This window comes from Paenibacillus xylanexedens (genome assembly GCF_017874615.1).
Classification (GTDB): domain Bacteria; phylum Bacillota; class Bacilli; order Paenibacillales; family Paenibacillaceae; genus Paenibacillus; species Paenibacillus xylanexedens.
This window is the reverse complement of the sequence record NZ_JAGIKV010000027.1, coordinates 63566-80992: the sequence shown is the minus strand read 5'-3', so window position 1 is coordinate 80992 and position 17427 is coordinate 63566. Positions and strand designations below refer to the sequence as shown.

Genomic DNA, 17427 nt, shown 5'->3' with positions numbered 1-17427 from the left:
ATGGTCTTGGTGGTCAAACCCTCGATCCCTCCACCCGCATAGCGGGTGGTTTTTTGTTTCGCGCGTTTCACGCACTCAACTGGCTAAAGCCATAATAAAAAAAGCCGCTATAATAGCGGCTCTGCTTCGTTCACTTCATTTAGCTTACGTGAAGCTTGGCATAAGTTATAAGATATTTCGCTCCATTTGTTGCATGAATTGCCTCAATATCAGCCGATCTTCCGAAGAAATGGATTGAAGTAGTTTCTCTTGCTGCTCTCTCCATTTATACTCAACCGGTTTTTCTAATTCTTTGCCCTTATCGGTTAGAAAGATACGCATGATCCTTGCATCCTGTACATCACGTTTACGATATATAAATCCGTTCTGCTCCAGTGATTTGACCATGTTTGTGACCGTTGGTGGTTCGCATTTCATATGTTCACTTAGTTGCATCTGTGTTACCCCATCACCCAACCACAGCCGATACAACAAATTATCTTGTCCTACATAGAGATTAAGTTCCCGAAGAGATTCACTATAGTTTCGACGCATTTGGGAGGAAATTCGGTCTAAAGAATGTCGAATATCACAATCTACTGCATCTGTCATGAACGATCCCTACCTAACATCCGAATTATATTTAGCAGACTAAATGTATCATGGGGATATATAGGTGTCAATTCACCTTAGTGTCGTCTTTAAGGGCCTTTTCCTATCCAAGTTTCACCAGAAAGACTGGTTTAGTCCTTATTTTTTGGAAAAACCTTGCTTGTTCAAATAGGCCATCATTTGCGGTTGAATACTTCTCTCGAGGTGATCCTGGATATGGTCGCTCCATCCTTTTACTTTTTTTACGGTGAAAGGAGCTCTCGTCGGACGATTTTCATAATACTTCAGCATGGTCTCATCATAGATTGCTAATTTCTCTTGATCCATTGGTTGGTATTGATTATCAAGTAATACCATGGATTGAGGGAGCCGAGGTTTCAGTTCTGGCTTATCTCCAGCTGGATTACCGATACATAATCCCACCAGAGGGATAACATATTTAGGTAAATTCAATACGTCAGATAGTTCGCTAATATTGGCTCTGACCCCACCAATGAACACTCCGCCAAGTCCCAGCGATTCAGCCGCGGTTAACGCATTTTGTGCCATCAGGCCAGCATCGAATGAACCAATCAACAGAAATTCAATATATTCAATATCCACATCTGGAGCGATTTCATGATTTCGGTTGAAATCTGCACAGAAGATCCAGAATTCTGCCGCTTCTTCAATATAGGGTTGATCGACACACAGATGTCTGAGTTTTTTTCGAAGTACTGGATCTGTGATGCGAATAATGGATACCGCCTGCAGAAGACTGAACGATGAAGTTTGATTTGCTGCCTGAAATATTGCATCTATTTGTTCCTCAGTTAGGGGTTGAGATGTGTAAGAACGAAACGATGTATGGTTATGAAGCAATTCGAGTGTGTTATTCATTAAAAACCTCTCCTTTATCCGTTGATTCCATGTTCCTGCAATCCGTATTCGTAAGGAACGCTCATATTCTCGCGTAGTCTTTTTCCTTCATATTCCTTATGGAACAAACTACGTTCCTACAGCCATCCGTAGTGCCAGTTGCATTTCACTTCTTTTTTTCATAACGATTTTCTCCTTCGTTCTGGACAGGCACAGATATGTGTGCCCTTTCTATAGGCGAATATATTTAGCATGCTAAGTATATGGATGGATCAGATTTTGTTCCGTTTAGTGAGGGTTATAGATATTGACGTTCACCGGTCTGGGCTGATTTCTCGACGGCATCCAGTAACTGATGAAGTTTCACCGCATCCGCGAAAGTAGGTGCTAAGGTAGTACCTACTTGAATATCTTTGGCAAACTTACGATAGGCCTGAGCCATGTTCAGAACAATTCCGGAGTCGTTATATAGAGAATGTGGAGCCGAGTAATAGGCATCGGGAATGGGTAGTTCACGAAGCTCGTTGTCCGTAGATCCTGCACCGCGTAATTGATGTGATCCGAATTGAATGGATGCAGGGGCGCTCAAAACAATCGTGCCGTTGTCTCCGAAAATTTCAAGTGTGAGTCCTGTCTGATGTTTGACTCCACCTTGAATATGAACACTGGCTGCTGCCCCATTAGTCAATTTCCCTGTAATCATGATCTGATCATCTGTTGTTTTCTTGATGACTTTCTGAATATCTACCAATTCAACTTCTGAAAACTGTTGAGCTGTGGTGGCAGACAATTCTGTAAAGTCCCCAAGCATGTAAGTGAAGGCATCCAGATTATGGCCCCCTACAATGGTCAGCAAGTTCCCTCCAACTTTCCGGTCATACAAGTACGCAGTCGACTTGTCACCAACGCCACCCATGCCATCAATGGATATCTTCAAATTAGCAGATAATACTTTACCCACATAACCTTCTGCCAATAAATCTTTTACATATTGAACGGCCGGGGCTTGTCTAGCCTGTAATCCAATCGCATTTGGCAGTTGTGCGGACGCTATCCATTCCTGCATTTCCAAGGCTTCCTCTGTATTCGACCCCAGTGGCCATTCACAATAGATTGGTTTGCCCGCAGGCACGACGGCTTTAACGGCGTTATAATGTTCCTTGACGTTAATACTGACAACGACCATATCCACATCAGGATGCTGAGCCAACTCCTCCATATTGTCAAAGCCGTGATCTGCATAGAAAGCTTCTGCGCTTTTCTTTGCACTCACCATATTACTTGTCCCAACTGCTGTAAGCTCGAACTCATCCAAATGCTGAATAGCTGGAATATGTGTACCACTCGCCCACCCGTTATTAATGGATGCCCCTATGATACCTGTACGAATTTTTTTACTCATTGTTAAACATCTCCCTTGTTAAAATTTACAGTATGATCGAAGATCGGTTTGTCTCCAGCCCTTATCAGTCACTCATTTCTATGATATATTTATTTAGCTTGCTAACTATTCAATCGAGATAACATTAATTATTCTTTCATACTTTAGGTAAACTAAATTGTTTTGGTGTTGACACCATCATAGGTGTATTTGTTTTATTAGCAAAGAGGGCAATTTAAATGAACATAGTACATCTTTATGTACCTTTGGATCAGGAGTGATATGAATGAGAGTTTGCAATGAAGGATTTGAACAAGAGTTTATAGATGGAAAAAGTGACATGTACGCCATAGCTTTTACTCAGAATGTCCTTTCTGGACGTTGGAAATATTTTATCTTATGGTACCTAAAAGACGAAACACGTCGATATACGGATATCAAAAAATTCCTTGGAGATTTGTCTCAAGGCTCCCTCACAAAGCAGCTTAAAGAGTTGGAGAATGATGGTGTTATTCAACGCGATGTATATCCGGAAGTTCCTCCGCGAGTTGAGTATTCGTTAACAGACAAGGGAATGAAGTTACTACCGATCCTTGAAAAGATGGAGGACTTTGGCAAAGAATACGGCTAAACCACTTAATTGAAATGGATAGCTTAACCCAAAAAAGCCGCAAATTTAGCGGCTCTTTTACTCTGAAAAATTTCTATTCTACTTTATAATCAGTAACTACATCAAATTCTCCAATAATATTGTCTCCTTCTACACCATACAAATGAATCGTTCGAACAGTACCATTCACTTGTGTTTGTGCTAAGGCTTCTTCGATGGTAGTGATTTTAGGTGTAAGATCTTCAGCTTTTAGATAACCCTCGATTCCATTGGTGCCAATTGCAGCAATCAAATCGGGTTCAACCCCAATGATTGGTTCAGATAATGCTGAGCCATAGGTATCGCCCTGTGAATTGACATCATATTTAGTTTGAAGCAATAATTCGTGAATCGTTTCCGATGTTTCAGTGTTGTTTTCAAATAAAACATTTGATGAATTTACGTTCGATAACTTTAAGTGTGGCGACTTGTATCCAGTATACCGAGTGTATCCATTCCCATTATAGAATTCACCAACGTTCTGAGCATAATACGTAGTTTTAGTCGTTATTCTTGGAGAGTAGACAAAAAAACTAGAGATTTTCGACGTATTATATGTCATGGAACTTGAAGCTTTTAAGCTTCCGGCAGATGTGTACAATCTAGCCATAGCTCCCATATATCCATTTGGAACACTTGCTGAAGCCTTCACTGATGCAACGGCTTCAGCAGTCGTACCTGTAGTAAAATTTCGAGTCCATACTTCAGATGTGAAAGTGTACGTGTGTCCCTTAATTTTGGGTGTACTATACGGTGAAGATGCAGTATTAGCCAGGACTGTTGAAGATGCCAAAAATAACGATAGAATACAAATCATTACCGTACTAACTTTCTTCGTTTTTCTCTTATTCATAGTTTATCCTCCTCATAATAAAAAATATTTGGATTATAGTTTCAATCTTTAATACCCCTCTGTAAATATATTGAATTTATTGTAATAATTAGATTTATTTCCCTTTTATATCATAACACTGTTCCAGTTTTTTTGAAATAGATTCGCTAGTTTTCTTACCTTAACATCAAAGACATATTTATAAGATGTATTTCAGTCAACAATAGTGAAACCATCCACAAGGGAGTGATTAATTCTATGTTGTTGAATGTGATATTGGGTTTTGTGATCCCTATTTTTGTGGGTTGCTGGATATTAAGAAAGAGTCTGGATTTGCTTCTGATCTTTTTTCCGTCTGGTGTGGCAACATCCGCTGTTTTCAATAACATCGGTTTTAATTACTTTTGACACCTTGCTCCGGAATTCACGAATCGCTCCTTTTCAGCTCTGCCATTCGATGTGGGTCTCTTCCTTATGGCTGGATGTCTTATGATATACTATATTAACAGGCATCGAGCACATCCATGGTTAGTAGCAGTTGTATCAGCTCTCATATTGACTATTGTAGAGTGGATCGCCAAAGATTACGGAAAAGTGTGGTATTTTAATGTATGGAACATCATCTGGTCTTACGCTTCGTATTTTAATCCCTATGGTGATGGCGTATGTATACAGTTTGATCTTCTACAAAATGTTCAAACCACGTAACCCTTCATAAAGTATGTATTCTCAGCCAGCATAGGCAAATCAATATGATCAATAGGCTTCCATATTACTTATCTTTGTTAAAGGCGGGATGATATGTTTTTCTTCTTTTTCTTTCTGTTGCTTGGAATGATTGGTTTATTCTTTGGGGTTAGAGCACTGAGACGACCTAACTCCTGGCCTTTTAATCGTACGAAGGTTGAACTCCATGAATACGATATGATGGGCATCAAGTTTAGAGGCGTTTTTCTCCTTGCTTTTGGTACTGTTTTGACTATTGCCTCTTTCAGACTTCTCTTTATTTAAAATCCAAAAAAGCCGCTAATATAGCGGCTCTCAATCGGGCCATCCTCTGGTCCCTCTCAATATTGTGGTAGCAACATTAATCCTATGGTTTAATATTAGCTTGCTGACCATCAGGAGCCACCGACTTATCGTTCGTCTTCACACCCCTGCGCTTCTTGTAACCTTTGAATATAAAATAGTCCACTATGATTAAGATAATCGGCATTCCGCACAGTAATAGAGGTGAAAACGTATTTTTTCTTATGTTAATCGTATAGACAAATAAAGTTGCTATTGTAGCAACTTTATTAAAAGACATTTTTAGAATTATTAAGCATTTTCAGGTTCATAAATTCCGTAACCATTCTTGCCATTCTTTTTAATCTTGTACATGGCTCCATCCGCATGTCTCAGAAGTTCGGAAGGCTCCTGTCCATGCTTGGGAAATAGGCTGATACCAATACTCATCGAAAGGTTGATATAGTTTCCGGCAATTTTGAAATGGGTACTGAATGCAGCTTCCAATCTTTTGGCGATGACTTCAGCATCGTGATCATCTTTCAGATGGCTTAAAATGATGAATTCGTCCCCGCCAAGCCGAGCTACAGTGTCCGCACTTGGAATTGTTTCGCTTAATCGCTTTGCCATTTCCAGCAACACTTGATCGCCAACATGGTGTCCATATGTATCATTCACTTGTTTAAACCCATCAGCATCCACAAACATGACGGCTAGTTTGTTATGGTTTCTTTGGGCATTACTGATGGCCCAGGCAAGACGGTCATTATAAGCAAGACGATTAGGCAGACCGGTAAGTGGATCATGCAAAGACAAATGTTTGCTGATTTTCTCGGAGATTTTGATTTTGGCGTACTCCGTCTCCAGTTCTTTGATCAGATTTTTAAGTTTATATACCCTGGTATTGGTGTTTGTCATGTCAGTAATCTGAATAAGGGCATAACTCCGATCTTCATGATAGAGCGGTTCAACATGCATATTTTGTCTGAATAATTGTTCATCCTCTCCTTCATTAGGAAGAATGAATGCCTTATGTAAAGCGCTTGAGCAAAATCTGCTCTGTCCATGATACAGCGCATTTTGCAAAATATTTAAATACATGTTCGACTTAAACCGTGGGCAGACCTCAAGCAAATTTAAGCCTACTACCTCTTCTACATTCTTGCCAGTAAAGCGCTCCAACCAGGCATTCCACACAACAACTTTCAAATGCCTGTCCACGATCATTATTCCCATATGGGCTTTGTTCAAAGCTTGTGATATAAGATTATCCATTGTCCGCCTCCAACAAAGCGTCCATTTTGGCCAGCAGGCTCGATATGGAGTTCATACTTAATGCTATGACAATGATACCTGTCACATCCGTATCGGCAAGTAAAAACGAGGTATGTAAAACCAGGACATAGACTTCATTCTGAAGCAATATTTGTTGATCGGAATTGGTGACATAGATCAGTTCAATATCAGGCAGGACGTATTCCAGTTTGATCTCCAGAAAATTACCGAATTCTCCAATAATGGCGTTAAGCAGAACATTGCTAACTTCCTTCAAAACGTCCAAATCCGTGTCCATCAGGTTCGGATCGTTCGGTATAACGCTCTCACCCAGTTCTCCAAGACAGATGTTTGCCAATACTTTGGCCTGCTCAACAGGAAACATCAGAAATGCTTTTCCCTGAAATTCGTATCCAAACTGTAAAGATGACCTAAACAGGTGACCTTCACTAAAGAAAATGTTGTATCTTCGATCTCCAGGATCAACATCGGATATGGAGATTAGTTCCACTTCCGGAATATTCAAAACGATACGCTTGTCCACAATCTCTGACAACATGTTAGCCGCTTGTCCCACGTAAACGTTCACTAGTTCAGTAAGCAAATCCTTCTGTAAATCATTCAGCATGATAGGCCGCCTGAATCAGTTGAATCATGGTAGTTGCCTTCTCTGCGGTTAACGGTTTATTCAAAAAACCAGAAATGCCTAACATTTCAACTTCATCCCTAGTTGTCTTCTGAATATCTGCAGATAAGATAATAATTTTGACATTGCTATCCTTTTCTCGAATCATTCGAAGCATTTCTTGTCCGTTCAAACCAGGCATTAGCAGGTCGGTGGTTATAAAATCAGGTTGAAATTCCTTGAATAGGTTGTATCCTTGCTCTCCATTATTAGCAATCTGAATCTCGCATTCTGGAATATGATCAACAATCAGCTTTGTAAGCAATTTTTGTACGAAAATGGAGTCTTCCACGATTAATACTTTCATTTTCTCTTCAGTCTCCTTGATAAAATGGTAAGAGCTCGGGATGGTCAGGCGCTGTGGACAGTTCTTGATATAGGGCTTTCACGCGCAGTGGCACCCTGAAAAGAGACTGACTGGTGAATCAAGTAAATATAAATTATAGTAACTTTAATTTAATTGTCAACAACATTATTGAATAAGTTAGATTCGTGTGCAATTGATATACTAAGACCTGCCTTTTAAAAAACATGAAAAAAACGGTCACCTAGTGACCGTTTTTGATCGGTTATCTGGAACTGCATTAAGTTTACTCTTTTACCCCTCCAAGCTGCAAGCCATGAACGAAATACTTCTGCAAAAATGGATATACGACTAAGATAGGTAATGCCGCAACAATCGTAATCGCTGCCCGAATAGATACAGGTGTGACCATGTTACGCGCAGCACCAAGATCTGCACCATTGGCAACGGCTGCACTGCTGTTGGAATTCATAGAAGATGATAATAGTTTCATCAACTCATATTGCAGCGTGCTTAGGTTTTGTTTGGAAGATGCATACAGAAACGTATCAAACCAAGAATTCCATTGACCGACTGCAATGAACAGTGCAACAGTAGCAAGAACCGGTTGGCACAGCGGTAGAATAATGGAAATGAATGTTCTGAAATCTCCAGCACCATCGATTTTGGCTGATTCGATCAATCCCTCGGGTAGTGTCTGGATATAAGTTCGAATAACAATCATATTAAAGGCACTGATCAACCCAGGAATAATGTACACCAAGAAGTTGTTTAACAAATGCAAATCTTTCATTAGGAAGTAAGTTGGAATAAGACCTGCACTAAAATACATCGTCAGAACAACTGTAATGGTAATGGGCTTTCTTAATATATAATCTTTTCGGCTTAGTGTGTAAGCCAGCATGGAGGTTAAGAATAGACTTAAAACTGTCCCCAAAACCGTTCTCGCCACAGATATACCAAAGGCGCTGAAGATGGTCCCTCCTGCAAATACTGCTCTGTAGTTTTGATCTGTCCATACCCGAGGCCACAGATAAATCCCACCCCGGATGGTGTCATTACCGGCATTGAATGATACGGCGAGTGTATTCACAAACGGATATAGGGTAACAATCGCGATTGCGATCATCAGTATACCATTTAACGTATGGAAGACAATCGGTTCAAGCCGAGATTTATTGATTCCCATCTCTAGTCCCCCTTATATTAATCGGTCTTCCCCGAGCCGTTTGGAAATTGAATTCGCCGCAAAGATCAGAGTGATACTAACTACTGTTTTGAAGATACCTGCCGCAGTAGCCAAAGAATAATTCCCGATCTGTAGTCCGTACTTCAGGACAAATATATCTATCGTCTGTGACCAGTCGACAACCACACCATTACCTAACAGATACTGAACCTCGAATCCAGCTTCCAAAATCCAGCCCATATTCATGATCAGCAAAATGATAACAATGGATTTGATTCCGGGTAAGGTCACATACAGCATTTTCTTATATCGGTTCGCACCATCAATCTCTGCCGCTTCATAGAGGGAAGGATCGATAGACGTGATGGCCGCCAAATAAATAATGGCATTCCAGCCAACTTCTTTCCATACATGGGATGCGCCTACAATGCCCCAGAAGTATTCCGGAACGCTAAGCCACATGATAGGTTCTTGAATGATATGCAGCTTCATGAGTACCACATTCACAATCCCACCATCTACAGATAGTGAACTTGCTACGATTCCTGTCACAATAATCCATGAGAGAAAGTGAGGTAAATACGATATTGTTTGAATGGTTCGTTTATATAACTTATGTTTGATCTCATTAAGTAAAATGGCAAATATAATTGCTGTCGCAAATCCGAGCACCATATTGATGACGCTCATCGCAATAGTATTACGAAGCACGTTAAGAAATGCATCGTCTGTTAGCAAAAACTTAAAGTGTTTGAGCCCGACCCATTCCTGCTGGGAGAAATTCTTGGCAGGACTGTAATTCTGAAAGGCCATAACCCAGCCCCAAATGGGATAATACGAGAATACGAGAATGTACGCAACGATGGGCAATGACATGAACATGAGTTGTCTTTGTCCGCGCAATCGTTTTAACAGTGGTGCTTTGGGTACGACTGTACGGGTGGTTTGCTCTGGTATGGCTCCAGGCGTGTTCGCCATCTTTCACTCCTCCTATTGGCTTGCAGCGACTTTAAGGATGATGTCCCCGGAAGGCACTCGCCTGAGTAATCCTTTGGTTGATACCTTCCGAGAGAATCATTGCCGCATTTTTTTATTTAACAGACCAGTTCTCGATTCTCCATTTCAGTTGATCATTAATTCGATCTTCATAGGATTTAACATCGATCTTCTTGTAAGCGTCTACATATTCAGTCCAAATGTTATCGAACTCATTCGGTTTTGACATGATTGCTTTAGGCAAGAATTTCAATGAAGTGTCTGTCATTTGTTTGTTCGCTACCGCAGCATCAGAGCCTTCTTTCAGATCGACCTGCCATGCTGGATAGTACACTGGATTTTCTGGTGCAGGAGAGAAGAAGTCACTCCACGTTTTGAAGCCATATGCATCCAGAAGTTCTTTATCTTCCGGTTTGAGGTTGTCATAGAATTCCTCAGGTTGGTTGATCGCTCCAATTGCATTGCCATCTTCAAATGTTCCTTCGAGCTTCGGTGCAGCAGCGTAGAAACCTTCAGCTTTGTTAACCAATCTCCATGCTGGATCATCCTGCTCTGTCCGTTGCTCTGGTGTACGATAGAATCTTCCCTCTTCATTCACTTGATAGTCTACATCCTCTTCACCCCATGACAAGAGCTTCTGGTACTTCTCGTCCATAAGCTTATCGAGGAATTTGATGAGTGCGACAGGGTCTTCGGCATCTTTACTGATACCAAAACCATTGTTCAAGTTAATGACCGGACGATCCAGATAATGATCTGTGATACTTGTATCATAGACAAGCGGGAAGCCTACGTATGTCTGGCCAACTTTCCCCTGTGCTACGAGTGGGTCTTCGCCGGCTTGGAAATTCCAGTGCTGGTCGAACATACTAAGCACACGTCCCGAAGAAATTTTGGCCAGATATTGATCGTAGTTCTGAACAAAGGCTTCTTTATCCAGCAATCCCTCGTTGTACAGATTGTTTAGTTCCTTATAATACCGTTTGGAGATATCTTTGTCGGCAAAAACGGTTGCGACTCCACTATCATCTACGACTACGCCCCCGTCATTGGGGTGACCCGTAAGATGTTCAGGTGGGTTAAGCAAAGGGAACGTCCGCCAGTCTGAAGCCAAAGTAGTGAAACCAATCGTCGGTTGACCATCAATCGTTGGATTCTTGGCTGCATAATCACGGACCAACGTTGTGAAATCATCCAACGTTTTTGGAGTTGGGTACCCGGCATCCTTCAGTATGGACTTTTGGATCCAGAATGCAGGACCAGAATAATAGTTACTAATGAACTCTCCTGTATACACTCCATAGTTAGGCAACCAGTAAATATGTCCGTCACTGGAATCTTTCATCCGGTTCCAGTCTTTACCGAAATGTTTCTTCAGATTAGGTGCATGCTCTTCAATGAGATCTTCGAGCGGAATAACCGCACCCGCTGAGACCAACTTGGTGTCTGCTGTGATCAGATCCGGGAAATCGCCCCCGGCAATCATAACGCCCAACTTCTGTTGAAGATCACCTACTAGAAACTCCATCTCAAGATTAACGCCGAGTTCATCCTGAATCTTCTTGTAGATTCGGTTATCTTTAGCTGGCGCCTGATTTGGCGTTCCGATAAAGGCCGAAATGTTCAGTACCTCTTTCCCATCCTTTGTAGTCGCTTTCTCATTGTCACCGCTGCATCCTGCCAGTGCCAAACTCAAAGCCAGAACGAGTGATACGGAACCCCAAAGCTTCTTTTTCTTAAGTCCCCCCATGTACTTGCCCTCCTTGGAAGTGGTATGTCTTACTGTTTTTAGTATGAAGAAATGTATGCGGTTACAAAATATATACATTTAAGGTCTACCCCCCTGTAATTGTAGGTCTTATTCAGGAGGGGTTCTTCTTTTTCATGGATCAATTCGCATACTTTTGCCTGTATTCTACTGGTTTCATGGCTGTTCGTTTTTCGAAGTGTCTGAGAAAATGCTGGTAACTGCGGTACCCTACTTGCTCCGCAATCGCACTGGATGTTTGATTCGTCTGCTGGAGCAGACGCTTCGCTTCTTCCATTCTTAAATCATGTACTACCTCGATTACACCCTTACCATACTTTCGCAAAAAGGATTGCCCTAAATGGACAGGATTCACGTAGAATCGTTCTGCGAGCTCCTGGATCGTAAATGTCTCCCTGTAATGCATCTGCACATATTCAGCAACCGTCGCCTGGATGCCACCCATTTGCCTCTCCCGGAAAATTGCCAGTGCTGACTTGCATTGCAAACAGAAATGTTCCAGATTGTTAGCAACCTCTTCTATATTTCGATGGCCCTTCTCCAGAATTCCTCTCGCCAATTCGTTCATTAGAGCATTAGGTTCTCCTCCTAATTCTCTGCACAGGGACAGTCCGCGGAATATAATATGGGTAGAGAAAATATGTACAATCTCTGGCGCAGCCTTCATCTGTACAAACAGTTCAAAAGCACTCCGAATCGCAGACGAGAGTTCCTCCACAGAACCGTTTTCAAGCAAATCGCAAATATGGTCCACCTCTGACAGCGTTTCCGGATCAAACTGCCAATTCTCCAGCTGAATATCTTCGGCAAACAAAAGACGCTCTTGATTAAAAAACAAATAACGCCCAACTTCCTGAGCGGAGCGGAAGGATTCAGATAAATGCTCCAGTTTGTTGACCGTTAATCCAACCGCGATATGAATATCTCCGCAGCCGTTATGTTGCATATTATTCATCAAACGCTGGGTAAAAGCTTTAATTGCTTCAAATGTCTCATTTCTATCATTCGCTTCCTTCCCCCATACAAGTCCCAATGAGTCTCTTGTTCTGTCAATCACATAACAGCAAGTTGTTTCTTCAGCCGTTTGTTCGACTACTGAACAGACTTCCTGAATATCTCCCTGAAAGGCTATCCGCAGGTATGCCCAATGGGACTTGTTTAAACGAGGAAGGATCTCTGACATCTCCTGCTCCGATATATTTTGCTTATCCTTAATCAGTGCGGACAAAAACGCTTTGATCCTTTGCTCGTTTGCATGTTCCCTTATACGCTCCTGGTTTTCACGCTCCTGCAATTGCATACGGAGACGGACCAACATATCCTCTGCTTCTGTACTGTCAACCGGTTTGGTTAAATAGTTGGAGACACCTAATCGAATAGCTTGTCTGGCATAATTAAAGTCACTGTATCCACTCGTGATGACAAACAGCACAGACTCATGTTCCAATCGTCGTGCTTCTTCTACAAGTTCCAGCCCATTCATCACAGGCATACGAATGTCTGTCACCACGAGATCAGGTCGATCTTGTTCCATCATCCGAATGGCTTCCTCACCGTTGGCGCACACGCCTCTGATTTCGAAACCATACTTTTCCCAATTGATCAGAAGCTGTAACCCTTCAATGGCATAAGGTTCATCATCGACTAACAGTACTTTATACATGAGAGTTCACCTCCTATTTCCTCTGTTCCAGCTTGGAGATCGGTATACGGTACCCTGCAATAGTTTCCTTTCCAGGTACACTGCTTAGATCAAATATCGCATTTCCTTCATAAAAGAGTTCCAACCTGCGGTAGACATTGCGGAGTCCTACATGCTCGCCGTTCCTGGGTCTTTCAGAACGAATATCTCGCAGGAGCTCGGTTAGTCTCCCTGCATCCATACCGATTCCATTATCGATCACCTGAATAAGCAATTCAGAAGCGTTTCGTGTCGCCGTTATCTTGATCTGTCTTCCATTCTTTCGCGCCTGCAAGCCGTGTTTGCAGGCATTTTCGACGAGCGGTTGAATACTCATTCGGGGAATGAGCAACGAAGCTGTATCAGGATCAACCTCGAAGGTGTAATCAAACAGCTCTCCAAAGCGAAACTTCTCAATCTGGAGATAAAGATTCGTAAATTGCAGCTCTTCTTGCAAAGGAATCAAATTGTCAGAATGACTGAGCAACTGTCTCATCAGTTTGGACAGACTTTTAATAATCTCAATTACTTCTGTATATCCATTCTTCGTACTAACGACCAGTAAGGCATTCAATGTGTTAAATAAAAAATGAGGATTCATCTGACTCTGGAGCATGGACAATTCAGTCCTCACTTGATCCAACTCCAGATCTTTTTGATTGATTTCCAGTTTATATACGTCATTAATCAGCGTATGAATTTTACCAATCATGATGTTAAATGTACGAATAAGCCCGCCAATTTCGTCGCGGCCTTCGTGAATTTCAATCAGATCGAATCGTTCGTTACGAACCTTCTCCATATGTCTGGATAGCTTGCGAATCCGATAGTGGTAGGAACGCAAAATAATGTAGATCAATAAAGAGGGGACCACGATACTTAATGCGAGCAACCCCAGAATTGATTTGAAGGCTTCTTGCAAAAGGTGGTCAAGGTGACGCGTATCGGCAACTCCAATCAATTTCCAACCCTTTAGGTAGGCTAGATTTCCCAACGATTTTTCGAGCGTGTAAGCAGAATCTCCAGATTCCTTGAGCATCGATTCATTATCAAGGGGGGATAAGTCGGTTTCGCTGAATTCCCCACTTGAAACGACAGTTCGATTGTTGCTGTCCACCAGACGCAGCTGAAGACTGTCTGATTCACGATTTAAAATGCTATACACCCGGCTAAGTTCCAGATCAATCTTGGAATACTTGTTGTAATTGGCATAGGAAGTATAGGTATCCATTGTGCCAATCACACTGATTCTTCTTCCCGCGTTAAATCCGGATGGCTCAATATAATCAACGACAAGAATGCCTCCACTGGTGGATTTCAGCTGTTTCAATCCAGGGAGTACATTCTTGTCTTTCATCACGATATAGTGACTGCCCGTCTGAATGGTATCGTTATCCGTGTAGATACGCACCTCCAGAATATTCGCTGACATGTACCGTGTTAATTTATCTCGCAGGAATGCATGGTACACGTTGTAATAATCCACGGGGGAATGATATGTCCGATCCAGTGCCTCATAGAGCGAATCGTCTGCTGCAATAATTCGACTCAGAGCAACGCTCTCATCAATCATGCCTAGCAGTTCCCCCGCAGCCCTGTCGATGGATTTACGCAGATTTTCCTGTTCTCTAATCTTGATATCCGCAGAGGTTCGTTGATAGAAGAAGATATTAATCGTTATTACAGGAAGGAGAATACTAAGTACATAGATAAGCAGAAATTTAGATCGGAGAGGAATATCATTAACCTTACGGAACATCCAGAATTTATGACGCATATAATCACCCTTGGTTTTTGTTTTTATAGACTGACGGAAGCTCCCCTGTATGCGCTCTGAATTTTTGGGTGAAATATTCAGCATCATGATACCCTAGCCTGAATGCAATGTCAGTGATCTTCATATTGGTACGTCGCAGGAGTTTACGGGCCTCCTCAACACGAAGCTGGTGCACATAGTCAATGAAACTGACCCCCATCTCCCGCTTGAACTGTTGACCCAGGTAGGCAGAATTCACGTGAATACGATTAGCTACATCTTGTAATTTAATTTTACTTCGATAGTGTTGCTTCAATTCATTCACTGCTTCTGCAACAAGTCCTCCCGTACCCGTCTTTTGCTTCAATTCAGACTGGGAAAGTTGCTTGGACAGTCGAACACACAGGTCTTGCAATGTGCCAGAAGACCAACTCGCAGCCTCATGCCATTCTTTTTCACATAGTATTTCTCTGCAAACCTCTCTTTTCCCATATTTTCGTAGCAACTCCCCATGGATATATCGGATGACATGATGTATCCATTCCAACGAAACCTCAGCTTTCTTACTCTTCTCTAGCAGTGCACTCAATGCAATATCAATGGAATACGTGTTTCCTGCTTCAATCAGTACCAAGATCTCTTTGGAAATGTTCATCATATGCTCTAAATCATATTCTTCGCTTATTCGATATTCATTAAGATGATTTTCATAGGCTTCATCTGTAACCATGACTCCATTTTGCTGTTTTTGCTCATTTCTGCGTTTGTCCAGAGGTTCAATCATTTCCATAAGGATTTGATGGATCTCCTCGGGAACAAGAGGTTTAAGCACGTACTGATCGACCTGATAGCGTATGGCTTGCTTCGCGTAATTAAAATCGGAGTATCCTGTAACGATAACAATTTTAGAGGTATAGGCGAGATCTTCTCGCAAGGTGTGAATCAAACCAAGACCATCCATAACAGGCATTTGAATATCCGTGACGACAAGATCCGGTTCAACCGAGTTGAATAAAGCAAGTGCTTCCTCCCCATCCGTTGCCGTTCCGCAGAGCTCATATCCACAAGCTCGCCAGTCAATCATCGTTCTCCATCCTTCTAGCATAAACGGCTCATCATCCGCGACAATGACCTTGTACATTAGCTCACCTCTCTTTTGTCCGTGATCAGCTGCATGTATTTAATCTATATCTATAGGTAGATTCCAGTTGCTGTGAAAACGCTAAACAGCAGAACAACAGCAGGATTGTTGTCTGCTCGCACAACTTGGAGAACAAATTTTCCACCAGTCTCATCGTCATTGATCAATAACATAGGAAATGGTTTCATCAGACCGTACTATAAGAACGCTCCGATTGTAGCGAAGCGCCGGATAACAATTCAAGTGTAACGCTTACATTTTGGTACAACAACCTGATAAACTATAGGTTTTCACCCGACAAAGTATAGGTTTAGCTCAGAAGTAATCTACTGTCAGGAAAAAAAAATCATTCTCCACGTACAATACGGAATCCTTGATCGGGACCAAAACCATTTGCATCAAATTTGCCACGGAATGATATTTCATTGTTATTGACACCGCCGATCCAGCCTCCGCCTTTCACAACTCGCCAAGTTTGATTTGGACTCTCCGAATCGCTGTACCAGTCCCAGCACCATTCTCTCACATTCCCAGACATATCATAGATTCCTAACTCATTCGCCTTCTGAGTTCCGACTTTTTTGGTTTGATTACGGTTGCTCTCAATAGCGGGCCAGCTCCAGTCACCCGTCAGAATGTTCTCGCCGGCATTTACCCAGTACCAAGCAACTTCATCAGGATTGTTACTTCCGCTGTATGTGTAATTTAAGCTCTTTTGACCTCCGCTTGCAGCGTATTCCCATTCTGCCTCTGTGGGTAAACGGTAACCGTTGGCGTCCTCGTTGATCGTTACATTCCATTTTATATTGTCGTTTTCATTGTGATTATTCGTGTCCTGGTTGTCTTTGTCTATATTGTAATAAGGTTTCAGGTTTTCTTTTATACTTTTTTGATTACAGTATTCCACTGCGTCATACCAGCTGACCATTTCAACAGGCAGATCATCTCCCTTGAAGCCGGAAGGGTTTTCCCCCATAACCTCCATCCATTCTTTTTGAGTTACTTCGTATTTGCCAATATAGAAGGATTCCAGCGTTTCATTCCTATCAATCTGACTCGGCTTACTGCTCTTGAAGGCTCCCCCTTCGACGAATACCAAGTCATCGTTTAATTTGGTATTACTTGCTGAACAAGCACTTAGACTAACAACTATAGCGATTAAAGTTAACCATACCAGCTTCCTCATTCAATTATTCTCCTTTACTAAGCTTGAATCCGGCAACGTTGAGGTCCGTTAGTTTGGTGAATAACGTTCCTCAACGTTGCCGGAAAATTGAATTCAAATGCAGGTGCAGACGTTGAACTGCATCACA

15 protein-coding genes are annotated in these 17427 nt (G+C 41.9%); 1 reads left to right on the top strand and 14 read right to left on the bottom strand.

What is annotated here, in order from left to right; genetic code table 11:
• Window positions 1–165 precede the first annotated feature (165 nt).
• The 3 genes from J2Z28_RS26510 to J2Z28_RS26500 all read right to left on the bottom strand — a co-directional run bounded on the left by J2Z28_RS26510 (window position 166) and on the right by J2Z28_RS26500 (window position 2851).
• On the bottom strand, window positions 166–591 hold the full coding sequence (locus J2Z28_RS26510; protein WP_211085114.1) for a MarR family winged helix-turn-helix transcriptional regulator: 426 nt from the start codon (window positions 589–591) through the stop codon (window positions 166–168).
• A 138-nt stretch (window positions 592–729) separates the two neighbouring features.
• A complete protein-coding gene (gene nfsA / locus J2Z28_RS26505) occupies window positions 730–1470 on the bottom strand; it encodes an oxygen-insensitive NADPH nitroreductase (protein WP_211085112.1) in 741 nt (246 codons plus the stop codon).
• A gap of 277 nt (window positions 1471–1747) precedes the next feature.
• Window positions 1748–2851, bottom strand: a complete 1104-nt coding sequence (locus tag J2Z28_RS26500) for a Gfo/Idh/MocA family protein (RefSeq protein WP_211085110.1) — start codon at window positions 2849–2851, stop codon at window positions 1748–1750.
• Window positions 2852–3116: 265 nt separating this feature from the next.
• Here J2Z28_RS26500 and J2Z28_RS26495 point away from each other — a divergent pair, with 265 nt between their 5' ends.
• Complete coding sequence (locus J2Z28_RS26495; RefSeq protein ID WP_074095086.1) at window positions 3117–3461, top strand: winged helix-turn-helix transcriptional regulator; 345 nt, start codon at window positions 3117–3119, stop codon at window positions 3459–3461.
• A 73-nt stretch (window positions 3462–3534) separates the two neighbouring features.
• Here J2Z28_RS26495 and J2Z28_RS26490 read toward each other — a convergent pair whose 3' ends face one another.
• The 11 genes from J2Z28_RS26490 to J2Z28_RS26440 form a co-directional block, all read right to left on the bottom strand.
• Window positions 3535–4332 carry a peptidase gene (locus tag J2Z28_RS26490; RefSeq protein ID WP_211085108.1) on the bottom strand — a complete coding sequence of 266 codons (798 nt, stop codon included), beginning with the start codon at window positions 4330–4332 and terminating at the stop codon, window positions 3535–3537.
• A gap of 1299 nt (window positions 4333–5631) precedes the next feature.
• Window positions 5632–6594: a sensor domain-containing diguanylate cyclase gene (locus J2Z28_RS26485; RefSeq protein ID WP_211085106.1), complete on the bottom strand. Its 963-nt coding sequence runs from the start codon at window positions 6592–6594 to the stop codon at window positions 5632–5634.
• The gene (locus J2Z28_RS26480) at window positions 6587–7222 is read right to left on the bottom strand and encodes a hypothetical protein (protein WP_017688455.1); all 636 of its coding nucleotides are present in this window, start codon (window positions 7220–7222) and stop codon (window positions 6587–6589) included. Before J2Z28_RS26480 ends, J2Z28_RS26485 begins: the two co-directional genes overlap by 8 nt.
• A complete protein-coding gene (locus J2Z28_RS26475) occupies window positions 7212–7586 on the bottom strand; it encodes a response regulator transcription factor (RefSeq protein ID WP_211085104.1) in 375 nt (124 codons plus the stop codon). The genes J2Z28_RS26480 and J2Z28_RS26475 overlap by 11 nt, the downstream gene beginning before the upstream one ends.
• Before the next feature lie 283 nt (window positions 7587–7869).
• Window positions 7870–8772 carry a carbohydrate ABC transporter permease gene (locus tag J2Z28_RS26470; protein WP_017688457.1) on the bottom strand — a complete coding sequence of 301 codons (903 nt, stop codon included), beginning with the start codon at window positions 8770–8772 and terminating at the stop codon, window positions 7870–7872.
• Between the two features lie 12 nt (window positions 8773–8784).
• Window positions 8785–9750: an ABC transporter permease gene (locus tag J2Z28_RS26465; protein WP_211085102.1), complete on the bottom strand. Its 966-nt coding sequence runs from the start codon at window positions 9748–9750 to the stop codon at window positions 8785–8787.
• Window positions 9751–9862: 112 nt separating this feature from the next.
• On the bottom strand, window positions 9863–11518 hold the full coding sequence (locus J2Z28_RS26460; protein ID WP_211085100.1) for a type 2 periplasmic-binding domain-containing protein: 1656 nt from the start codon (window positions 11516–11518) through the stop codon (window positions 9863–9865).
• 139 nt (window positions 11519–11657) lie between these two features.
• Complete coding sequence (locus J2Z28_RS26455) at window positions 11658–13199, bottom strand: response regulator (RefSeq protein ID WP_211085098.1); 1542 nt, start codon at window positions 13197–13199, stop codon at window positions 11658–11660.
• A 13-nt stretch (window positions 13200–13212) separates the two neighbouring features.
• Window positions 13213–14994, bottom strand: a complete 1782-nt coding sequence (locus tag J2Z28_RS26450) for a sensor histidine kinase (protein ID WP_211085096.1) — start codon at window positions 14992–14994, stop codon at window positions 13213–13215.
• 4 nt (window positions 14995–14998) lie between these two features.
• Window positions 14999–16114, bottom strand: a complete 1116-nt coding sequence (locus tag J2Z28_RS26445) for a response regulator transcription factor (RefSeq protein WP_211085094.1) — start codon at window positions 16112–16114, stop codon at window positions 14999–15001.
• Between the two features lie 346 nt (window positions 16115–16460).
• Window positions 16461–17300: a formylglycine-generating enzyme family protein gene (locus J2Z28_RS26440; protein WP_211085092.1), complete on the bottom strand. Its 840-nt coding sequence runs from the start codon at window positions 17298–17300 to the stop codon at window positions 16461–16463.
• Between the last annotated feature and the right edge of the window lie 127 nt (window positions 17301–17427).